18 protein-coding genes are annotated in these 17655 nt (G+C 65.6%); 10 read left to right on the top strand and 8 right to left on the bottom strand.

The window, feature by feature from the left end; translation table 11 throughout:
* Positions 1–42 precede the first annotated feature (42 nt).
* Genes FA90_RS01950 through FA90_RS24720 form a run of 3 tightly spaced genes read left to right on the top strand, consistent with a single transcriptional unit; the run spans position 43 to position 1878 of the window.
* Positions 43–519, top strand: a complete 477-nt coding sequence (locus FA90_RS01950) for a type II secretion system protein (RefSeq protein ID WP_036173678.1) — start codon at positions 43–45, stop codon at positions 517–519.
* 7 nt (positions 520–526) lie between these two features.
* Positions 527–964 carry a type II secretion system protein gene (locus FA90_RS01955; RefSeq protein WP_081933579.1) on the top strand — a complete coding sequence of 146 codons (438 nt, stop codon included), beginning with the start codon at positions 527–529 and terminating at the stop codon, positions 962–964.
* On the top strand, positions 958–1878 hold the full coding sequence (locus tag FA90_RS24720; RefSeq protein ID WP_239700496.1) for a type II secretion system protein: 921 nt from the start codon (positions 958–960) through the stop codon (positions 1876–1878). Before FA90_RS01955 ends, FA90_RS24720 begins: the two co-directional genes overlap by 7 nt.
* 66 nt (positions 1879–1944) lie before the next feature.
* Here the strand turns inward: FA90_RS24720 and murJ are convergent, their stop codons facing one another.
* Positions 1945–3492 carry a murein biosynthesis integral membrane protein MurJ gene (murJ, locus tag FA90_RS01965; protein ID WP_036165365.1) on the bottom strand — a complete coding sequence of 516 codons (1548 nt, stop codon included), beginning with the start codon at positions 3490–3492 and terminating at the stop codon, positions 1945–1947.
* A gap of 233 nt (positions 3493–3725) precedes the next feature.
* Between murJ and rpsT the strand changes: the two genes are divergently transcribed.
* Entirely contained in the window at positions 3726–3992 is a 267-nt protein-coding gene (rpsT, locus tag FA90_RS01970; protein ID WP_036165368.1) for a 30S ribosomal protein S20, read from the top strand.
* Positions 3993–4172: 180 nt separating this feature from the next.
* Here the strand turns inward: rpsT and FA90_RS01975 are convergent, their stop codons facing one another.
* Positions 4173–4391 (bottom strand): hypothetical protein, encoded by a 219-nt coding sequence (locus FA90_RS01975; protein WP_036165371.1) that lies wholly within the window; start codon positions 4389–4391, stop codon positions 4173–4175.
* 61 nt (positions 4392–4452) lie between these two features.
* Positions 4453–5031, bottom strand: a complete 579-nt coding sequence (locus FA90_RS01980) for a pseudouridine synthase (RefSeq protein WP_036165374.1) — start codon at positions 5029–5031, stop codon at positions 4453–4455.
* 199 nt (positions 5032–5230) lie between these two features.
* On the opposite strand from FA90_RS01980, the gene icd reads away from it, so the two are divergent.
* Entirely contained in the window at positions 5231–6484 is a 1254-nt protein-coding gene (gene icd / locus FA90_RS01985) for an NADP-dependent isocitrate dehydrogenase (RefSeq protein WP_036165377.1), read from the top strand.
* A 95-nt stretch (positions 6485–6579) separates the two neighbouring features.
* Positions 6580–6861, top strand: coding sequence for a hypothetical protein (locus FA90_RS01990; protein ID WP_036165381.1), 282 nt, complete (start codon positions 6580–6582; stop codon positions 6859–6861).
* 72 nt (positions 6862–6933) lie between these two features.
* On the opposite strand, the gene FA90_RS01995 is transcribed toward FA90_RS01990, so the two are convergent.
* Complete coding sequence (locus FA90_RS01995) at positions 6934–7137, bottom strand: cold-shock protein (RefSeq protein ID WP_036165387.1); 204 nt, start codon at positions 7135–7137, stop codon at positions 6934–6936.
* A gap of 323 nt (positions 7138–7460) precedes the next feature.
* Here FA90_RS01995 and clpS point away from each other — a divergent pair, with 323 nt between their 5' ends.
* The 4 genes from clpS (at position 7461) to FA90_RS02010 (ending at position 11913) form a co-directional block, all read left to right on the top strand.
* Positions 7461–7763: an ATP-dependent Clp protease adapter ClpS gene (gene clpS, locus FA90_RS02000; protein ID WP_027864722.1), complete on the top strand. Its 303-nt coding sequence runs from the start codon at positions 7461–7463 to the stop codon at positions 7761–7763.
* Complete coding sequence (gene clpA, locus FA90_RS02005) at positions 7760–10060, top strand: ATP-dependent Clp protease ATP-binding subunit ClpA (RefSeq protein WP_036165392.1); 2301 nt, start codon at positions 7760–7762, stop codon at positions 10058–10060. The genes clpS and clpA overlap by 4 nt, the downstream gene beginning before the upstream one ends.
* A 179-nt stretch (positions 10061–10239) precedes the next feature.
* Positions 10240–10674: an MCP four helix bundle domain-containing protein gene (locus tag FA90_RS27075; protein WP_239700498.1), complete on the top strand. Its 435-nt coding sequence runs from the start codon at positions 10240–10242 to the stop codon at positions 10672–10674.
* Positions 10675–10677: 3 nt separating this feature from the next.
* Entirely contained in the window at positions 10678–11913 is a 1236-nt protein-coding gene (locus FA90_RS02010) for a methyl-accepting chemotaxis protein (RefSeq protein WP_239700500.1), read from the top strand.
* Between the two features lie 12 nt (positions 11914–11925).
* Here the strand turns inward: FA90_RS02010 and FA90_RS02015 are convergent, their stop codons facing one another.
* The 4 genes from FA90_RS02015 to prpR all read right to left on the bottom strand — a co-directional run bounded on the left by FA90_RS02015 (position 11926) and on the right by prpR (position 17583).
* Positions 11926–13131, bottom strand: coding sequence for a PLP-dependent aspartate aminotransferase family protein (locus FA90_RS02015; RefSeq protein ID WP_239700501.1), 1206 nt, complete (start codon positions 13129–13131; stop codon positions 11926–11928).
* Positions 13128–14552 carry a cystathionine beta-synthase gene (locus FA90_RS02020; protein ID WP_051971324.1) on the bottom strand — a complete coding sequence of 475 codons (1425 nt, stop codon included), beginning with the start codon at positions 14550–14552 and terminating at the stop codon, positions 13128–13130. The genes FA90_RS02015 and FA90_RS02020 overlap by 4 nt, the downstream gene beginning before the upstream one ends.
* Before the next feature lie 146 nt (positions 14553–14698).
* Positions 14699–15847: an L-dopachrome tautomerase-related protein gene (locus tag FA90_RS02025; protein WP_036165395.1), complete on the bottom strand. Its 1149-nt coding sequence runs from the start codon at positions 15845–15847 to the stop codon at positions 14699–14701.
* A gap of 107 nt (positions 15848–15954) precedes the next feature.
* The gene (prpR, locus tag FA90_RS02030; protein WP_036165398.1) at positions 15955–17583 is read right to left on the bottom strand and encodes a propionate catabolism operon regulatory protein PrpR; all 1629 of its coding nucleotides are present in this window, start codon (positions 17581–17583) and stop codon (positions 15955–15957) included.
* Positions 17584–17655: the final 72 nt, after the last annotated feature.

Raw genomic sequence — 17655 nt, forward strand, 5'->3', positions numbered from 1 at the left:
CACGGCGCAGCGGCAAGGATCGTGCGGCCGATGATGTGGCCGATGATGCAACGGCGCGGCGGCTTCACGCTGATCGAGCTGCTGGTCACGCTCGCCATCCTCGCGCTGCTCGGCACGGTGGTGGCGCCGGTGGCCCAGGTGACGATCCAGCGCCGCCACGAGGGGGAGCTGCGCACGGCGCTGCGCGAGATCCGCAGCGCCATCGACGCCTACAAGAAAGCCAGCGACGAGGGCCGCATCGCCAAGGCCGTCGGCGCGACCGGCTATCCGGTCAAACTGGAGCTGCTGGTCGAGGGCGCGGTCGACCTGCGCAGCCCGAAAAAGGCCAAGATCTACTTCCTGCGCCGCCTGCCGCGCGACCCGTTCAACGCCGACCCCGGACTGAGCGACGCCCAGACCTGGGCCAAGCGCAGCTACGCCAGCGAGGCCGAGGAGCCCAAGGAGGGCGACGACGTGTACGACGTGATGTCGGCCTCGAACCGGGTCGGCCTGAACGGCATCCCCTACAAACGCTGGTGAGGACCGCATGAACGACCGGGCGGCGCGGCCGCGGCTTCCCCCCCTCGCGCGTGCGCGTGCGCGTGCAGGCAGGCGCGCGCGCAAGGGCTTCACGCTGATCGAGCTGCTGGTGGTGCTGGGCATCGTCGCGCTGCTGCTGACGCTGGCGGTGCCGCGCTTCTTCCCCAGCATCGACGGCGCCAGGGAAACCATCCTGGCCGAGAACCTGCGCAACACGCGCGCCGTGATCGACCAGTTCCATGCCGACACCGGACGCTATCCGGAATCGCTGGACCAGCTGGTCGAAAAGAAATACCTGCCGTCCCTGCCGTTCGACCCGGTGCTCGATTCCGCCACCGGCTGGACGATCGTGGCGCCCGAGGATCCATCCAGGGGCGGCGTCTACGACCTGCACAGCGCCGCGCCGGGCAAGGGCCGCAACGGCACGCCGTATACCGAATGGTGAGCAGACCAGGCCGTGAAAGCGGGTTCACTTACCTCGGCCTGATCGTGACGGTGGCGATCATCGGCCTGGTCGGCGCCGCCACGCTGAAGGTCGACGCGCTGCTGCGCCGCGCTGCCGCCGAGCAGGAGCTGCTGGAGATCGGCGCCGCCTTCAGCGACGCGCTGCGCAGCTACGCCGACGCCACCCCGCGCGGCCAGCCGCAGCTGCCGCCGGCGTCGCTGCAGGACCTGTTGAAGGACCCGCGCTACCCCGGCGTGCGGCGTCACCTGCGCAAGATCTTCGTCGATCCGATGACGGGCAAGGCGCAGTGGGGCATCGTGTATGCCAACAATCCGAACGGAACGGGCGGGGGCGCTGGCGGCGGCACCACCGGCGGCAATGGCTGGGGCAGCGGGGCGGGCGGCAGCGGCGTGCTGGCGGTCTACAGCCTGTCGCAGGCCAGGCCGCTGAAGGTGGCGAACTTCGACGCGCGCTTCCAGAACTTCGAGAACAAGGAACACATCGCCGACTGGAAGTTCGCCGCGAGCGGGCAGGCGCTGGCGCAGCCGGGGCAGCGGCTGGCCGGGCAAACGGCGCCGGGCCAGGCGGCGCCGGGCCAAGCGCCGGCGTCGCTGTTCGCGCCGCTGTCGGGGCAGGGCGCCGGCCAGCCGGCGCAGCAGGGGCAGCCGGGGGTGGCCGATCCGCCATCGCTGTTTCGCAATGCGCCGCCGCTCCCGCAGCCGCAGCCGCAGCCGCAGCCGCAGCCGCAGCCGCAGCCGCAGCCGCAGCCCCAGCGGCAGCAGCCGCCGCAGATCAGCCAGACGCCCGGCGATCCGGCGCGGCAAACGCCGCCCGAGCCGCAGGGCGCGAACGCCGCACCGGACAGCCAGGAGAGTGCGCACGAACCGCCGGCGACGGACAGCGACAGCAATTAGTTAGGCGCCGGCGCTGGCGAGCAGGGCCGCGGCGGGCGCCGGCGTGACTTGCCGGCGCCCGCACGTTCATTTGGCGCGGCGCATGAAGTCGCGCGGACGGAAGCCCAGTGCGAACAACACGGCAAAGTAGGCGACGGCGCTGGCGCCGATGATCAGGAACAGGGCGCCGATGCGCAGCAGCGCGTGCGCGCGCAGCGCGGCCCAGTCGAGCTGCGCCTGGCTGAACCAGGACACGGCGCCCATCACGGCGACGGCTGCCACCACTTTCAGGAAGAACGCCAGCCAGCCGGCGTGCGGCACGTAGATGCGGCGCCGGCGCAGGCCGGTGAACAGGAAGGCCGCGTTGATGCACGCGCCCAGGCCGATCGACAGCGCCAGGCCGGCCACGCCCAGCACCGGTACGAACACCCGGTTCATGAGCTGGGTGGCGGCCAGCACGCCGATCGCGATCTTGACCGGGGTACGGATGTCCTGGCGCGCATAAAAGGCAGGCGCCAGGATCTTGATCAGGATGATGCCGAGCAGGCCGGCTGCGTAGGCCATCAGCGGCGCGGTGGCCGCGGCCACGTTGGCCGGGTCGAATTTGCCGTAATTGAACAGGGTGGCGATCAGCGGGCGCGACAGGGTGGCCAGGCCGACCGCGGACGGCAGCGCCAGCAGGAAAGTCAGGCGCAGGCCCCAATCGAGCAGGGCCGAGTATTCGAGCGGGTCGCCGTCGGCGTTGGCTTTGGATAGGCTCGGCAGCAGGATGGTGCCGAGCGCCACGCCCAGCATGCCGGTCGGGAATTCCATCAGGCGGTCGGCGTACTGCAGCACCGAGACCGCGCCGGCGCCCAGGTGCGACGCGATATTGGTGTTGATCAGCAGGCTGATCTGGGCAGCCGAGACCGCGAACACGGCCGGCCCCATCTTCTTGAGGATGCGCCGCACGCCCGGATCGTGCAGGCCGGCGAGCGGATTGAACGACAGGCGCGGCAGCATGCCGAGCTTCTTGAGCGCCGGGATCTGCAAGCCGACCTGCAGCACGCCGCCGACCATCACCGCCACCGCCATCGAATAGATCGGCACGTCGAAATACTTGACCATGAACAGCGAAAAGAAGATCGACGACAGATTCCACAGCACCGGGGTGAAGGCCGGGATCTTGAATTCGCGCCAGGTATTGAGCACCGCGCCGGCCAGCACCACGAACGACATGCACAAGATGTAAGGGAACATCAGGCGCGTCATGACCACGCCGGCGTCGAACGCCTTGCCGGCTTTCAGGCCGCTGGCGATCGCATACAGGATCCAGGGGGCGCCGATGATGCCGAGCACGCTGACCACCAGCGTGGCCCACACCAGCGTGTTGGCGACGTGGTCGATCAGGGTCTTGGTGGCGGCTTCGCCCTGCTGGGTCTTGTACTCGGCCAGGATCGGCACGAAGGCTTGCGAGAACGCGCCTTCGCCGAACAGGCGGCGCAGCAGGTTGGGCAGGCGGAAGGCGATGGCGAACGCGTCGGAATAGGCGTCGGCGCCGAAAGCGCGCGCATACAGGCTTTCGCGCAGCAGGCCGGTGATACGGGACAGCAGCGTCATGCCGGAAATGGCTGCCAGGGTGCGGAGTAGGTTCATAGCCCGCGATTATAGCTGTGCTTGCTGTTGTATAAACCTGTTCCGCAATCCTTTTCCCGAGTGCGGAGGCGACGATGGATCAATTCGGAATTGCTCTGCGATGAAACCTTCGCTATAATCGAGGGCTGTATTGAATTCTGTTGGCAGACACGCATCGTTTGACAGGCGCCATCGGGCCGGTTTGACAGACGCTCATGTTTGCAGACGCAACTTGACCACGATTAGGAAATTCCATGGCAAATACCGCACAAGCACGCAAGCGCGCTCGTCAAGCAGTTAAACAAAACGCCCACAACTCGGCTCAGCGCTCGACCCTGCGCACCGCGATCAAGGCTGTCAAGAAGGCCATCCAGGCTGGCGACAAGGCCGCTGCGACCACCATCTTCCAGCAGTCCGTGTCGACCATCGACAGCATCGCTGACAAGAAAATCATCCACAAGAACAAAGCAGCGCGCCACAAGAGCCGCCTGGCTGCCGCGATCAAAGGCCTGTCGGCCTAACAGCTTCGACCGGCGCGGCCTGCTTCGCCAGGCCGGCGCGGCTTCGATCGCTGGATGAATGACCCGCCCGACTTCGGTCCGGCGGGTTTTTTCGTTGGCGCCGCATGTTGCGCCGATAACCTTGCGCGCATAAAAAAAGGCAGGCTCGCGCCCGCCTCCGATGCCTGTGCGGCAAAAGGCTTACTTGCCGGTGCTGGCGTCGCTCGAACCGGCGTCCGCAGCCGCGGCTTTCTTGGCTTTCTTGTGCTTTTTCGACGACGATTTCTTGGCCGGCGCCGAGCCGGTGTCGGTGCTGGCGGCAGCAGTCGGGGTCGACGAGCTGGCCGGCGCGGCTTGCGTAGCGGCGAAAGCGGAAACGGCGAACAGGGAAGCAACCAGACCAGCGATGAGTTTGGACATTTCAGTTCCTTTTCGAAAAAGTGATCCACAAAGGTGGATCTGGTCGCTTAACGGCCGACATTCAGTTGCGGTTGACACCTGCGGCTTTGACCGCATCGGCCGGCACTTCGCTCCATTCGCCCGGCATCAGCGGATGCGTGGCGAGCGAAAACGGGCCGATGCTCGAGCGCACCAGGCGCAGCGTCGGCAGGCCGACCGCGGCCGTCATGCGCCGCACCTGGCGGTTCTTTCCTTCTTCGAGCGTGACCGCGATCCAGCTGGTCGGCTTGTCCTGGCGCGCCCGGATCGGCGGATTGCGCGGCCACAACCATTCCGGCTCGGCGATCCGTACTGCGCGGCAGGGCTTGGTGACGAAGTCGCCCAGGTCGATCGGGGCCTGCAGGCGCGCCAGCGCGGCCGGGTCGGCGACGCCGTCGACCTGCACCAGGTAAGTCTTGGCTTCCTTGTGGTCCGGATGGGCGATCTTGTGCTGCAGGCGGCCATCGTCGGTCAGCAGCATCAGGCCTTCGCTGTCGGCGTCGAGGCGGCCGGCCGGATACACGTTGGAAATGTCGATATAGTCGGCGAGCGTCTCGCGCCCGTCTTCGCGCGAAAACTGGCACAGCACCTGGAACGGCTTATTGAATAAGATGAGGGACATGCGGAATGAGAGACATGGAGCTTGATTTGGGAGCAGAATAGCGAGTCATGCAACGTTGACGACTGCGCTACAATCGAGTGCCTCTAATAAAAGACCGGCAAAGCGCTCATTGTAAGCGCATCGACTACGCATCGAGCAAGATCTCGACCGACCGCCGGCCCGCATTGCGTCCCGCATTGCTTCCATTTCGGAGAACACGATGTACGAACATATCAAAGTACCCGGCGAGGGTCAAAAGATCACCGTCAACGCCGACTTTTCGCTGAACGTCCCGGATCGTCCGATCATCCCCTATATCGAGGGCGACGGCACCGGCATCGACGTGACGCCGGTGATGCTGAAAGTCGTGGACGCGGCCGTGGCCAAGGCCTATGGCGGCGCGCGCAAGATCAGCTGGATGGAAGTGTTTGCTGGCGAGAAATCGACCCGCGTCTACGGACCGGACGTCTGGCTGCCGCCGGAAACCCTGGAGGCGGTGCGCGACTACGTGGTCTCGATCAAGGGACCGCTGACCACGCCGGTCGGTGGCGGCATCCGCTCGCTCAACGTCGCGCTGCGCCAGCAACTCGACCTGTACGTCTGCCTGCGTCCGGTGCGCTATTTCGCCGGCGTGCCGTCGCCGCTGCGCGAGCCGGAAAAAACCGACATGGTGATCTTCCGCGAAAACTCGGAAGACATCTATGCCGGCATCGAATGGCCTGCGGGCAGCGATGGCGCCAAGAAACTGATCGACTTCCTGGTCAAGGAAATGGGCGTCAAGAAGCTGCGCTTCCCGGAAACCTCGGCCATTGGCGTCAAGCCGGTTTCGCAGGAAGGCACCGAGCGCCTGGTGCGCAAGGCGATCCAGTACGCGATCGACAACGACAAGCCCTCGGTCACGCTGGTTCACAAAGGCAACATCATGAAATACACCGAAGGTGGTTTCCGCGATTGGGGCTATGCGCTGGCGCAAAAAGAATTCGACGCCGAATTGATCGACGGCGGCCCATGGTGCAAGGTCAAGAACCCGAAGACGGGGCGCGACATCATGATCAAGGATTCGATCGCCGACGCCTTCCTGCAACAGATCCTGCTGCGCCCGGCCGAGTACAGCGTGATCGCCACCCTGAACCTGAACGGCGACTACATCTCGGACGCGCTGGCGGCCCAGGTCGGCGGCATCGGCATCGCGCCGGGCGCCAACATGTCCGATTCGGTGGCGATGTTCGAAGCCACCCACGGCACCGCGCCCAAGTACGCCGGCAAGGACTACGTCAACCCGGGTTCGCTGATCCTGTCGGCCGAGATGATGCTGCGCCACATGGGCTGGGTGGAGGCCGCCCAGCTGATCATCAGCGCGATGGGCAAGTCGATCCAGTCCAAGAAGGTCACCTACGATTTCGCACGGCTGATGGAAGGTGCGACCCAGGTGTCGTGCTCCAGCTTCGGCGACGTGCTGATCGATAATATGTGACCGCGGCCATTGCCTGCGCCTAAGTCCTGTCCGGCCGGACAGGGCTTTTCTTTTTACGGTCTCTATTTATATAGCATGGACAGGGGAGGGCAACCATGAGCGACACGCCGACGCAAAACGGAGCGAACCGATACGATAGGGTGGGGCGGCTGATCTATGGCATACAGCGCTTCGGCGGAGCTGAAGGCTTGCGTGGACTCAAGAGCGATCCGGGCGTCGCGCCCGACACTGCGAAACGCGCCGCCGTGCTGGCGGATCGCTACGATGCCTTGATGGCGCGTTTCCAGCTCGACATCGACGCGGTCGGCGCGGACGAAGTCCAGTCCTTGCTGCGGGATGCGGCCGGACTGTTCGGAGAGAGTGGTGCCGAGGGCTGACTCGGCGCAGAACGATGCGCCAATAAAAAAAAGCCCCGCCGAAGCGGGGCCTTTGGCTTCCGAGGGGTTACTTTATGCGCCCACGATGTTGGAAGCTTGCTTGCCTTTAGGGCCTTGCGTGACTTCGAATTGGACTTTTTGACCTTCTTTGAGGGTCTTAAAGCCGTTCATGTTGATTGCGGAGAAGTGTGCGAACAAATCCTCGCCGCCATCATCTGGGGTGATGAAGCCAAAACCTTTGGAATCATTGAACCACTTAACGGTACCTGTTGCCATAAAATAACTTTCGATTAAAAACAAATCACACGAGCCATAAAAGCAAGAAGCTTCTTGCCCCCTCCTCAGCCTGCTCACTTCTTATCAACAAGTACATAAGTCCCTGTCAATAGATGCATTGTTGGTGCAATAATCTTCCAAGTCAAGCGCTTTTGAGAGGGTGTTGTAAAAACTTCCACTATCGTTCGGAAAACCTACCCTTGATTTTCCCAATCGGACCGCCATCTGCGCTTCAATCGGAAAACGCGTAAGATGAAAAGCAATTGGAATTACCCTGATTGTTAACGTACGCACGAACGACGAAAGCATTTTAGAATACCCTTATGGCAACCAAGCACGATACGGAACAGCTGCTGGAGCGGCAGACAGTCAAACCACCTCCTCTGTACCAGGTGGCGTTGCTCAATGACGACTACACGCCCATGGAGTTCGTAGTCGCCATTATCCAGGAGTACTTCAACAAGGATCGCGAAACGGCTACACAGATCATGCTTTCCGTACACCGTCATGGCAAAGGCGTGTGCGGCGTGTTTTCCAAAGATATAGCGTGTACCAAAGTGGAGTTTGTATTAACGCATGCGCGCAAGGCAGGCCACCCCCTGCAGTGCGTGATGGAGGAAGTATGATTGCGCAGGAATTAGAAGTATCTCTACACATGGCCTTTGTCGAAGCGCGGCAGGCTCGGCACGAGTTCATCACGGTCGAACACCTGCTGTTGGCGCTGCTCGACAATCCGTCGGCCGCTGAAGTCCTGCGTGCGTGCGCGGTCAATATCGAAGACCTGCGTAAGACCTTGACGAATTTCATCGGCGACAACACCCCGACGGTGCCAGGCACCGGCGAGGTCGACACCCAACCGACGCTGGGCTTCCAGCGCGTGATCCAGCGAGCGATCATGCACGTGCAGTCCGCGTCCAACGGCAAGAAGGAAGTGACCGGCGCCAACGTGCTGGTCGCGATCTTCGGCGAGAAGGACTCGCACGCCGTCTACTACCTGCACCAGCAGGGCGTGACCCGTCTCGACGTGGTCAATTTCATCTCGCACGGCGTGCGCAAGGACCAGCAGATCGACAGCCAGAAGGCGTCGGAAGGCGTGGAAGAGGCGCAGGTCGAAGGCCAGGCCAAGGAAAGCCCGCTTGATCAGTTCACCACGAACCTGAACAAGTCGGCTGCCGATGGCCGCATCGATCCGCTGATCGGCCGCGAGGAAGAAGTCGACCGCGTGATCCAGATCCTGTGCCGCCGCCGCAAGAACAACCCGCTGCTGGTGGGCGAAGCCGGCGTCGGCAAGACCGCGATCGCGGAAGGCCTGGCATGGCGCATCGTCCAGGAAGACGTGCCCGACATCCTGCAGAACGCCGTCGTGTTCTCGCTGGACATGGGCGCGCTGCTGGCCGGCACCAAGTACCGCGGCGACTTCGAGCAGCGCCTGAAGGCCGTCCTCAAGCAGCTCAAGGACACCCCGAACGGCATCCTGTTCATCGACGAGATCCACACGATCATCGGCGCCGGTTCGGCCTCGGGCGGTACGCTCGACGCCTCGAACCTGCTGAAACCGGCCCTGGCCAACGGCCAGCTCAAGTGCATCGGCGCGACCACGTTCACGGAATTCCGTGGCGTGTTCGAGAAGGACCATGCATTGAGCCGCCGCTTCCAGAAGGTCGACGTGAACGAGCCTTCGGTCGAGCAGACCGTGCAGATCCTGCGTGGCCTGAAGTCGCGCTTCGAAGAGCACCACGGCGTGAAGTATTCGTCGTCGGCGCTCTCCACCGCGGCCGAACTGGCGGCACGCTTCATCAACGACCGTCATCTGCCTGACAAGGCGATCGACGTGATCGACGAAGCGGGCGCGGCCCAGCGCATCCTGCCCAAGTCGAAGCAGAAGAAAACCATCGGCAAGACCGAGATCGAGGACATCATCGCCAAGATCGCGCGGATTCCACCGCAATCGGTCAACCAGGACGATCGCAGCAAGCTGCAGACCATCGACCGCGACCTGCGCAACGTCGTGTTCGGGCAAGACCCGGCCATCGACGCGCTGTCGTCCGCGATCAAGATGGCCCGCGCCGGCCTGGGCAAGCAAGACAAGCCGATCGGTTCGTTCCTGTTCTCCGGTCCGACCGGCGTCGGCAAGACCGAGGTGGCCAAGCAACTGGCCTTCATCCTCGGCATCGAGCTGGTGCGCTTCGACATGTCCGAGTACATGGAACGCCATGCGGTGTCGCGCCTGATCGGTGCGCCTCCGGGCTACGTCGGCTTCGACCAGGGCGGCCTGCTGACCGAGGCCATCACCAAGAAGCCGCATGCGGTGCTGCTGCTGGACGAGATTGAAAAAGCCCACCCGGACATTTTCAACATCCTGCTGCAGGTGATGGACCATGGCACGCTGACCGACAACAACGGCCGCAAGGCGGATTTCCGCAACGTGATCATCATCATGACCACCAACGCGGGCGCCGAAAGCCTGACCAAGCGTTCGGTCGGCTTCGTGGATTCGAAGGCGGCAGGCGACGAGATGGCCGACATCAAGCGCATGTTCACGCCGGAGTTCCGCAACCGCCTGGATGCGATCATCAGCTTCCGTGCGCTGGACGAGGACATCATCCTGCGCGTCGTGGACAAGTTCCTGATGCAGCTGGAAGAGCAGCTGCACGAGAAGAAGGTCGATGCCATCTTCACCGAGAAGCTGCGCAAGTTCCTGGGCCAGAAAGGCTTCGATCCGCTCATGGGCGCGCGTCCGATGTCCCGCCTGATCCAGGACATGATCCGCAAGGCGCTGGCCGACGAACTGCTGTTCGGCCGCCTGGTCAGCGGCGGCCGCGTGACGGTAGACCTGAACGACAAGGACGAAGTGTTCCTCGAGTTCCAGGAAGGCGACGTCCCGCCGCCGCCGGAGCCGGTCGAAACGGTCGAAATCGAGTAAGCATCCCATGCGCCGGCTTGTCGGCCATGATCGAAAACCCCGCCTCGTGCGGGGTTTTTTTTCGTCCGAACCATGCGCCGGGCGCCATGGAATACGTCAATGCCAAGACGCGGGTGTTCATGAGGTTGTCATGGTGCAACCCTATACTCATCAATATTCACAGCAACCGCTGCCATCCCATGCGCATCCCGCAACTCCAGACCGGCACCAAAATCCTCGGCGCCTTCGCCCTCGTCTCGGCCGCGATCGTGATCATGTCGATCGTCTCGCTTTGGCGCATGCAGAGCGCCGATGCCGTCACGAGCGACCTGGTCAACAACAAGCTGGCGCGCCAGCAACTCACCTCCGAGCTGCTGGGCTTGGTACGGCTGAACGGCGTGCGCGCCATATCGATCGCGCGCAGCGACAGCCTGGAGGCCGGCGACTACTTCCAGGGCCAGCTGGCGCAGGGGGAAAAAGAAGCCGCCGCGCTCGAGTCGCGTCTCGGCAAGCTGGCGACGAGCGCGGGCGAACACGCGCTGGTCGAGCGTGTCAACCTGGACAAGGTGGCCTACCTCAAGGTGCGCCAGCAGGTTTTCCAGGCCAAGGACCTCGGCAAGACACAAGATGTCTAACAGATGACGGCGAACCAGCTGGCCAGGTCCTTCGATGCCTACACGGGTTCGCTGGACAAGCTGCTGGCGGCGCAAACGCGTCAGGCCCAGGCGATGGCCAGCGCGTCGAGCGGCGCGTTCGCGCTCAGCCGTGTGCTGTTGCTGGCGCTTGGCGGCGCAGCGCTGCTGGCCGGCGGCGCGACCGGCTGGCTGCTCACGCGCAGCATCGTGACCCCGCTGCAGCATGCGGTCGCGCTGGCCGAACGTGTCGCCGCGGGTGACCTCAGCACCACCATCGCGCATGCACGCGGGGACGAGATCGGCAGGCTGTTCGACGCGCTCAACCATATGACCGGCGGCGTGTCCGCCACGGTGGTGCGGGTGCTGGACAGCGCGCGTCTGATCGATGGCGCATCGGCCGAGATCGCGGCCGGCAACCGCGACCTGTCGGAACGTACCGAGCGCCAGGCAGGCAGCCTGAATGCGACCGTGCAGTCGATGGTCGAGTTGACCGAGGCGGTGCAGAAGAACCACCTGAACGCCCACGACGCCAACATGCTTGCGCTGGCCGCCTCCGACGTGGCGCAGGCGGGCGCGAATGCGGTCGCACACATGGTCGAGCGCATGGACATGATCCGTTTGTCCGCCGCCAAGATTGCCGATATCACGACGATGATCGACGGGATCGCGTTCCAGACCAATATCCTCGCCTTGAACGCGGCGGTTGAAGCGGCCCGTGCCGGCGCGGAAGGTCGCGGCTTTGCGGTGGTGGCGAATGAAGTGAGGAATCTCGCCCAGCATTCGGCATCGGCTGCCAGGCAGATCAAGACGCTGATCGGGGAGTCGCTGGGCGCCATCGAATCCGGCGCCGACATTGCCGGTGCGGCGGGCAGCACCATGCGCCAGATCCTCGAGCGCGTGCGTCAGGTGGCAGACTTGCTGGCGGCAATCGATGCGGCCAGCGCGGGACAGGCGCAAGGCATTGCCCAGGTGCGCCGCGTGATCGCCGAGATGGACCAGGCGACCCAGCAGAACGCCGCCATGGTCGAACAGGCCGCCGCTGCTGCCGAATCGATGCGTTCCCAGGCCGAACAGTTGACCGAAGTGGTCGGCACGTTCCGAGTCAACGCCGATGGGGCGCATGCCGCGTTCTTGCCGCCCGACGAGCTTGGGGCGGACTGGGAAGGGCATGAGCACGACGCCACCGCTTCGAGTCCGCCGGCGCGCAAGCTGGCGCAGGCGGTGCCTGCCCACGCCTGAGCCGCCGCGCGGCTAGATCGCGGCCAGAGCGCGCGCCAGGTCGGCACGCTGGTCGTCGACGTGCTCGATGCCGACCGAGAGCCGGATCAGGCCGTCGCCGATGCCCAGGCGCGCGCGCTGCTCGGGCGGGATGGTCGCGTGCGTCATGATGGCCGGGTGCTCGATCAGGCTTTCGACCCCGCCCAGGCTTTCGGCCAGCGTGAAGATCGCGCAGGCTTCCAGGAAGCGGCGTGCGCCGGCAATGTCCGTGTCGAGGTCGATCGAGACGATGCCGCCGTAGCCGTGCATCTGGCGCCGCGCCAGCTCGTGCTGCGGATGCGAGGCCAGCCCGGGGTAGACCACGCGCGCGACCTTGACCTGCTCTTCCAGCCACTGCGCCAGCGCCAAAGCGTTCTGGTTGCTGCGCTCGACGCGCAGCGCCAGCGTCTTGATCCCACGCAGCACCAGGAAGCTGTCGAACGGTCCCTGGATTGCGCCGACCGCGTTCTGGATGAAGCCGAGGCGCTCGCCCAGGCTCTGGTGGTGCGCTTGTTTGCCGACCACGGCCACGCCGCCGATCACGTCCGAGTGGCCGTTCATGTACTTGGTGGTCGAGTGCACGACGATGTCGATGCCCAGTTCCAGCGGACGCTGGTTGATCGGGCTGGCGAAGGTATTGTCGCACACCGAGAGGATGCCGCGCTCGCGGCACAACTGGCCGATGGCGCGCAAGTCGGCCAGTTTGAGCATCGGGTTGGTCGGGGTCTCGACCCAGACCAGCCTGGTCTCGGGACGCGCCGCCGCGGCCAGCGCCTGCGGGTCGGCCAGGTCGACGTAGCTGAATTCGTGGCCGGCGCTGTGGCGGCGCACGCGCTCGAACAAGCGATAGGTGCCGCCGTACATGTCGTCGCCGGCGACGACGTGCGAACCGGCCGGCAGCAGCTCGAGCACGGCCGAGATCGCGGCCAGGCCGGAGGCGAAGGCGAAGGCGGCGCCGCCGCTTTCGATGTCGGCCACGCAGCGCTCCAGCGCCCAGCGCGTCGGGTTGTGCGAGCGCCCATAGTCCAGGCCCTTGTGCACGCCCGGGCTGTCCTGGACAAAGGTCGAGGTCGCGTAGATCGGCGGCATTACCGCGCCGGTGCTGGGATCGGGCGCCTGGCCGCCATGGATCACGCGGGTGGCGAGCCGGCGCTTGCCGGCCTGGTCGGAATCGTCGCTGTGGTTCACTTGATCGCTCACGTCAGTGTCCTGCGCAGGTGGTTGAGAAGGTCGAAGCGGGTGATCAGCCCGTAGAAATGGTCGCCGTCGGCGATGACGGCGGTCAAGCCGCGGTCGAGGATGTCGCGCAGCTCGCGCATGCGCGCGCCCGGGCGCAGGGTTTTCAGCTCGGTGGTCATGGTCGCCGACACCGGGGTCTGGAAGCGCTCGCCGCCGTTATCAAATGAGCTGGCGACGTGCAGCAGCAGGTCCGACTCGTCGATCAGGCCGACCAGCTTGCCCGCGTCGATCACCGGCAGCTGGGCCAGATCGGCGCTCCTCATGCGGTTGAAGGCGGTGAGCAGGGTGTCGGACGGCGTCACGGTGACGACTTCGCCGTCGTCGAAGCGGCGCCCGATCAGGTCGCGCAGGTCGCCCAGCCGGGGCCGGTGCACCAAGCCCTGGTCGACCATCCAGCCGTCGCTGTAGACCTTGGTGAGATAACGGGTGCCGGTGTCGCACACGAAGCTGACCACGCGTTTCGGCCTGGCTTGCGCGCGGCAGTAGCGCAACGCGGCGGCCAGCAGCGTACCGGTCGAGGAGCCGGCCAGGATGCCTTCCTGGCGCAGCAGTTCGCGCGCGGTATTGAAGCTTTCCTCGTCGTCGATCGAGTACGCCGTTCTGACGCGCGACAGGTCGGCGATGGCCGGGATGAAGTCTTCGCCGATGCCTTCCACCGCCCACGAGCCGGACACCTCGTTCAGTTTCCCAGTGTTGATATAGTCGGCCAGGATCGAGCCCTGCGGGTCGGCCAGCACGAATTCCAGGCCAGGCGCCACCTGCGCGAAATAGCGCGAGAGGCCGGTCAGCGTGCCGGACGAGCCGACCCCGACGACGATGGCGTCGACCTGGTGCCCCATCTGCGCCCAGATCTCGGGGCCGGTGGTGGTCTCGTGCGTGCGCGGGTTGTCGGGGTTGTTGAACTGGTCGGCGAACCAGGCGCCGGGAATGTCGCGCGCGATGCGCGCCGCCATGTCCTGGTAGTACTCGGGATGGCCCTTGCCGACGTCCGAGCGGGTCAGGTGGATCTCGGCGCCGAGCGCCTTGAGGTGCAGGATTTTTTCGGAGGCCATCTTGTCGGGCACGACCAGCACCACGCGGTAGCCCTTGATGCGCGCGACCAGGGCCAGGCCCAGGCCGGTGTTACCGGCGGTGGCCTCGACCACCGTGCCGCCGGGCTGCAGGCGGCCGTCGCTTTCGGCCGCTTCGATCATGGCGCGGCCGATGCGGTCCTTGATGGAGCCGCCGGGATTCTGGGATTCGAGCTTGAGGAACAGCTGGCAGGGGCCGGTGTCGATGCGGGTGACTTCGACCAGCGGGGTGTTGCCGATCAGCGAAAACAGCGCAGCGGACGACGAGGACGGAACTGAAGCGGGAATTGAAGCCGTTTGGGCAGCTTGCATGGTGCCTCCGATAACAGGACGTGCCGTATGAACAATGCATGATACGGCGATTCGGATCCACTTGCTTTGGCATGCCGCAAAGCCGGCACAGCGGTAATGTGCTGTGCCGGCTTGGACCGCGCGCGGTCAGGAGCGTTGAAAGCGCATCACTCGGCCGGCTTGAATTTCCACAGCTGCGTCGGCAGCGACGGCGGCGCATCCTTCTTGAAGAAGGCGGAATCCTGGATGTGCGAGGTGGTCACGTAGATCGTACCGTCCGGGCCCTGGCCGAAGGTGTCCGGCCAGCGCAGGCGCGCATCCTGGACCACGGTGCGCAGGGCGCCCGACGGTCCCTGCGACAGGTCGCGTACCGAGACCGCATTGGTTTCCGGCGACGTCACGTACAGCAGGTTGCCGTTGCCTTTCGTCGCCTTGTCGCCGATCCAGAAGCCATCCGAGATGCCGACCTCGCCGAACGGCTGGACGTCGCCCGCCACGTCCTGGCCGGCGAAACCCTTGGACTCCAGGGCCGAGGCCTGGATGCGGTACAGCTTGTGGCCGGTCAGCGGCTTCCAGTACAGCCAGCCATCCGGCGCGAGGGCGATGCTGTCGGCGGAGAACTGGACCTTGCGCCCGTCCGGATAGTGCAGCTCCTTGCCGTCGGTGTGCACCTGCACGCCTTTCTCGATCTGGGTCGACGAATGGCCGTCGAGCACGCGCTTGGCCTTGCCGCTGGCCAGTTCGAGCACCACCAGGGCGCCGCGCTGGCCGGAATCGGTCATGAAGGCGAACTTGCCGTCACTCGAGAAGCGCACGTCGTTCAGGTAGGAACCGGGAATCGCGACCGACTGGTCGAACGCGTACACCTTGGCCACTTTATTGGTCGCGAGGTCGATCCGGACCAGCTTCGGCCCGCCCGGCACCAGGGCCTGGGTGGCCGGCGCGGCCGGATCGAGCACCCACACGCTGCCGTGACCGTCCGCCACCACGCTCTGCACGCAGACGAAGTGGTCGGCCGGGCTGATCTCGTCGCCGGAAGCGTTGCGCCAGGCGTTCCAGCCGGCGTCGGGGTAGGGCTTGATCGAACCGTCCTTCATGACTTCGGCCACCGAGACCGGCGCGTCCTCGGTCCAGCGCGGGAAGTTGACGAAGATGCGGCCGGTTTCGCTCACGGTGACGCCGGTCACCTGGTGCCCGAACTTGGCGACCTGCTGCAGTGCCGGAGCGGCCGCTGCGGCCGAGGCGGGCAGGGCGGCCGTCATGCCGGCGCCCAGGCCGGCCAATGCGAAGGCGGCGATTACGGATTTAAGTTTCATTATTATTTCCTCCCATAAAAATGCGACACGTGGTCTTGTCGAATTAATATTATGGTTGGGATCGCAATCCGGCTGGCGCACGCTAACCGTCCAGCCGGACCCGGCCTTCAGGCGCCGGCTTTCAGGCGGCGCCACAAGGTCGTGCGGCTGATGCCCAGGTGGCGCGCGGCGGCGTCGCGCTGGCCCTGGAATCGCGCCAGCACCGCGGCCGCGCTTTCCTCGCGCGCGGGCGCATGGGCGGGCGCGGGCGCCTGCGCGGGCGCGACGGCCGGCGCTGGAATCGGCGCTGCCATCGGCGCCATGTTGGCCAGCTCGGGCGCCAGCGACAGCACGAACGCCGGCGTCAAGGCTTGCAGCGGCTCGGCCGCCAGGAACAGCGCCAGCCGCTCCATCAGGTTGCGCAGTTCGCGCACGTTGCCCGGCCAGGCGTAGGCTGCCAGCAGCGGCGCGCAGGCCGCGATCTCGGCCGCCAGGTTCGGATGCGGGCGAGCGTCGAGCGCGGCCAGGGCGTTCTTCAGCGACCATTCGGCCAGCTGGGGGATGTCCTCGACGCGTGCGCGCAGCGGCGGGAGCAGCAGGCGCAGCACCGCCAGGCGGTAGAACAGGTCGGCGCGGAAGCGTCCCTCGCGCACGCGCGCCTCCAGGTCGCAGTGCGTGGCGCTGATGATGCGCACGTCGATCGGCACCGGGCGCGTGCCGCCGACCCGCATCACCTCGCGTTCTTCGAGCACGCGCAGCAGGCGCGTCTGCAGCGCCAGCGGCATCTCGCCGATCTCGTCGAGGAACAGGGTGCCGCCGTTGGCCGCCTCGAACAGCCCGGCGTGGCCGCCGCGCCGCGCGCCGGTGAAGGCGCCTTCCTCGTGGCCGAACAGCTCCGACTCGAGCAGCGATTCGGCGATCGCGCCGCAATTGACCGCCACGAACGGGCGCTGGGCGCCGCGGCGCGGGCTTTCGCGGTGGATGGCCTGGGCCACCAGCTCCTTGCCACTGCCGGTCTCGCCCTGGATCAGCACCGTCGCCGGCGAGCGCGCGTACAGCACCACGCTCTGGCGCAGGCGCTCCATCGCCTTCGACTCGCCGCGCAAGTCGTTCAAGCCGCGCCGCACCCGGCGCGCATCGGGACCGGGGCGCCGTCCGCGTCCCGCTTCCAGGCGCGTCAGGCGCGCCAGCTCGAGCGCGTCGTCGAAGGCATGGCGGATCGAGTCGGCCGAATACACGAACACCGATTTCAATCCGGCTTCCTCGGCCAGGTCGGCGATCAGGCCGGCGCCGACGATCGCTTCGATTCCGAGCGCCTTGAGTTCCCCGACCGCGGCGCGGGCATCCTCGCGCGTGGTGTAGGTGCGCTGCTCGATCTGCAGGCCGAAGGTGCGCGCGAAGTCGTCCAGCTCGGGTGCGAGCGCGTCGTGCTGGACCAGGCCGACGCGCGGCGAAATGCGGCGCGCGCGCGCCAGCGCCCGCATCACGTCGAAGCCGCTGGCCTCGGCCACCACCACCGGCGCCGCGACGCGGCCCTTCAGGTAGGCGGCGTTCGAGCCGGCCGCGATCACCACGTCGCAGTGTTCATTGGCCATGCGCTCGCGGATGTGGCGCGCGGCTTCGTCGAAACCCAGGTGCAGGGCTTCGATCCGGGCCAGGTGGTCGTATTCGAGGGTGATGTCGCGGAACAGGCCGGACAGGCGCGAGACCGAGACGGTCCAGATCACGGGTTGGTGGGCGGTGGCAGCATCGATCATGTTTCAAGTGTAGTGCATTCCAGCCGCGCCATGTTTCAAGTGAAACGCTCGCGGGCTTTCCGGGAAGCTGAC

The sequence above is a fragment of the Massilia sp. 9096 genome, from assembly GCF_000745265.1.
Lineage (GTDB): Bacteria > Pseudomonadota > Gammaproteobacteria > Burkholderiales > Burkholderiaceae_D > Telluria.

Bases quoted from the DNA above. Each gene is read 5' to 3' on its own strand.
- FA90_RS01950 (WP_036173678.1), top strand. From the start codon at position 43: ATGATGCAACGGCGCGGCGGCTTCACGCTGATCGAGCTGCTGGTCACG.
- FA90_RS01955 (WP_081933579.1), top strand. From the start codon at position 527: ATGAACGACCGGGCGGCGCGGCCGCGGCTTCCCCCCCTCGCGCGTGCG.
- FA90_RS24720 (WP_239700496.1), top strand. From the start codon at position 958: ATGGTGAGCAGACCAGGCCGTGAAAGCGGGTTCACTTACCTCGGCCTG.
- murJ (WP_036165365.1), bottom strand. From the start codon at position 3,492: ATGAACCTACTCCGCACCCTGGCAGCCATTTCCGGCATGACGCTGCTG.
- rpsT (WP_036165368.1), top strand. From the start codon at position 3,726: ATGGCAAATACCGCACAAGCACGCAAGCGCGCTCGTCAAGCAGTTAAA.
- FA90_RS01975 (WP_036165371.1), bottom strand. From the start codon at position 4,391: ATGTCCAAACTCATCGCTGGTCTGGTTGCTTCCCTGTTCGCCGTTTCC.
- FA90_RS01980 (WP_036165374.1), bottom strand. From the start codon at position 5,031: ATGTCCCTCATCTTATTCAATAAGCCGTTCCAGGTGCTGTGCCAGTTT.
- icd (WP_036165377.1), top strand. From the start codon at position 5,231: ATGTACGAACATATCAAAGTACCCGGCGAGGGTCAAAAGATCACCGTC.
- FA90_RS01990 (WP_036165381.1), top strand. From the start codon at position 6,580: ATGAGCGACACGCCGACGCAAAACGGAGCGAACCGATACGATAGGGTG.
- FA90_RS01995 (WP_036165387.1), bottom strand. From the start codon at position 7,137: ATGGCAACAGGTACCGTTAAGTGGTTCAATGATTCCAAAGGTTTTGGC.
- clpS (WP_027864722.1), top strand. From the start codon at position 7,461: ATGGCAACCAAGCACGATACGGAACAGCTGCTGGAGCGGCAGACAGTC.
- clpA (WP_036165392.1), top strand. From the start codon at position 7,760: ATGATTGCGCAGGAATTAGAAGTATCTCTACACATGGCCTTTGTCGAA.
- FA90_RS27075 (WP_239700498.1), top strand. From the start codon at position 10,240: ATGCGCATCCCGCAACTCCAGACCGGCACCAAAATCCTCGGCGCCTTC.
- FA90_RS02010 (WP_239700500.1), top strand. From the start codon at position 10,678: ATGACGGCGAACCAGCTGGCCAGGTCCTTCGATGCCTACACGGGTTCG.
- FA90_RS02020 (WP_051971324.1), bottom strand. From the start codon at position 14,552: ATGCAAGCTGCCCAAACGGCTTCAATTCCCGCTTCAGTTCCGTCCTCG.
- FA90_RS02025 (WP_036165395.1), bottom strand. From the start codon at position 15,847: ATGAAACTTAAATCCGTAATCGCCGCCTTCGCATTGGCCGGCCTGGGC.
- prpR (WP_036165398.1), bottom strand. From the start codon at position 17,583: ATGATCGATGCTGCCACCGCCCACCAACCCGTGATCTGGACCGTCTCG.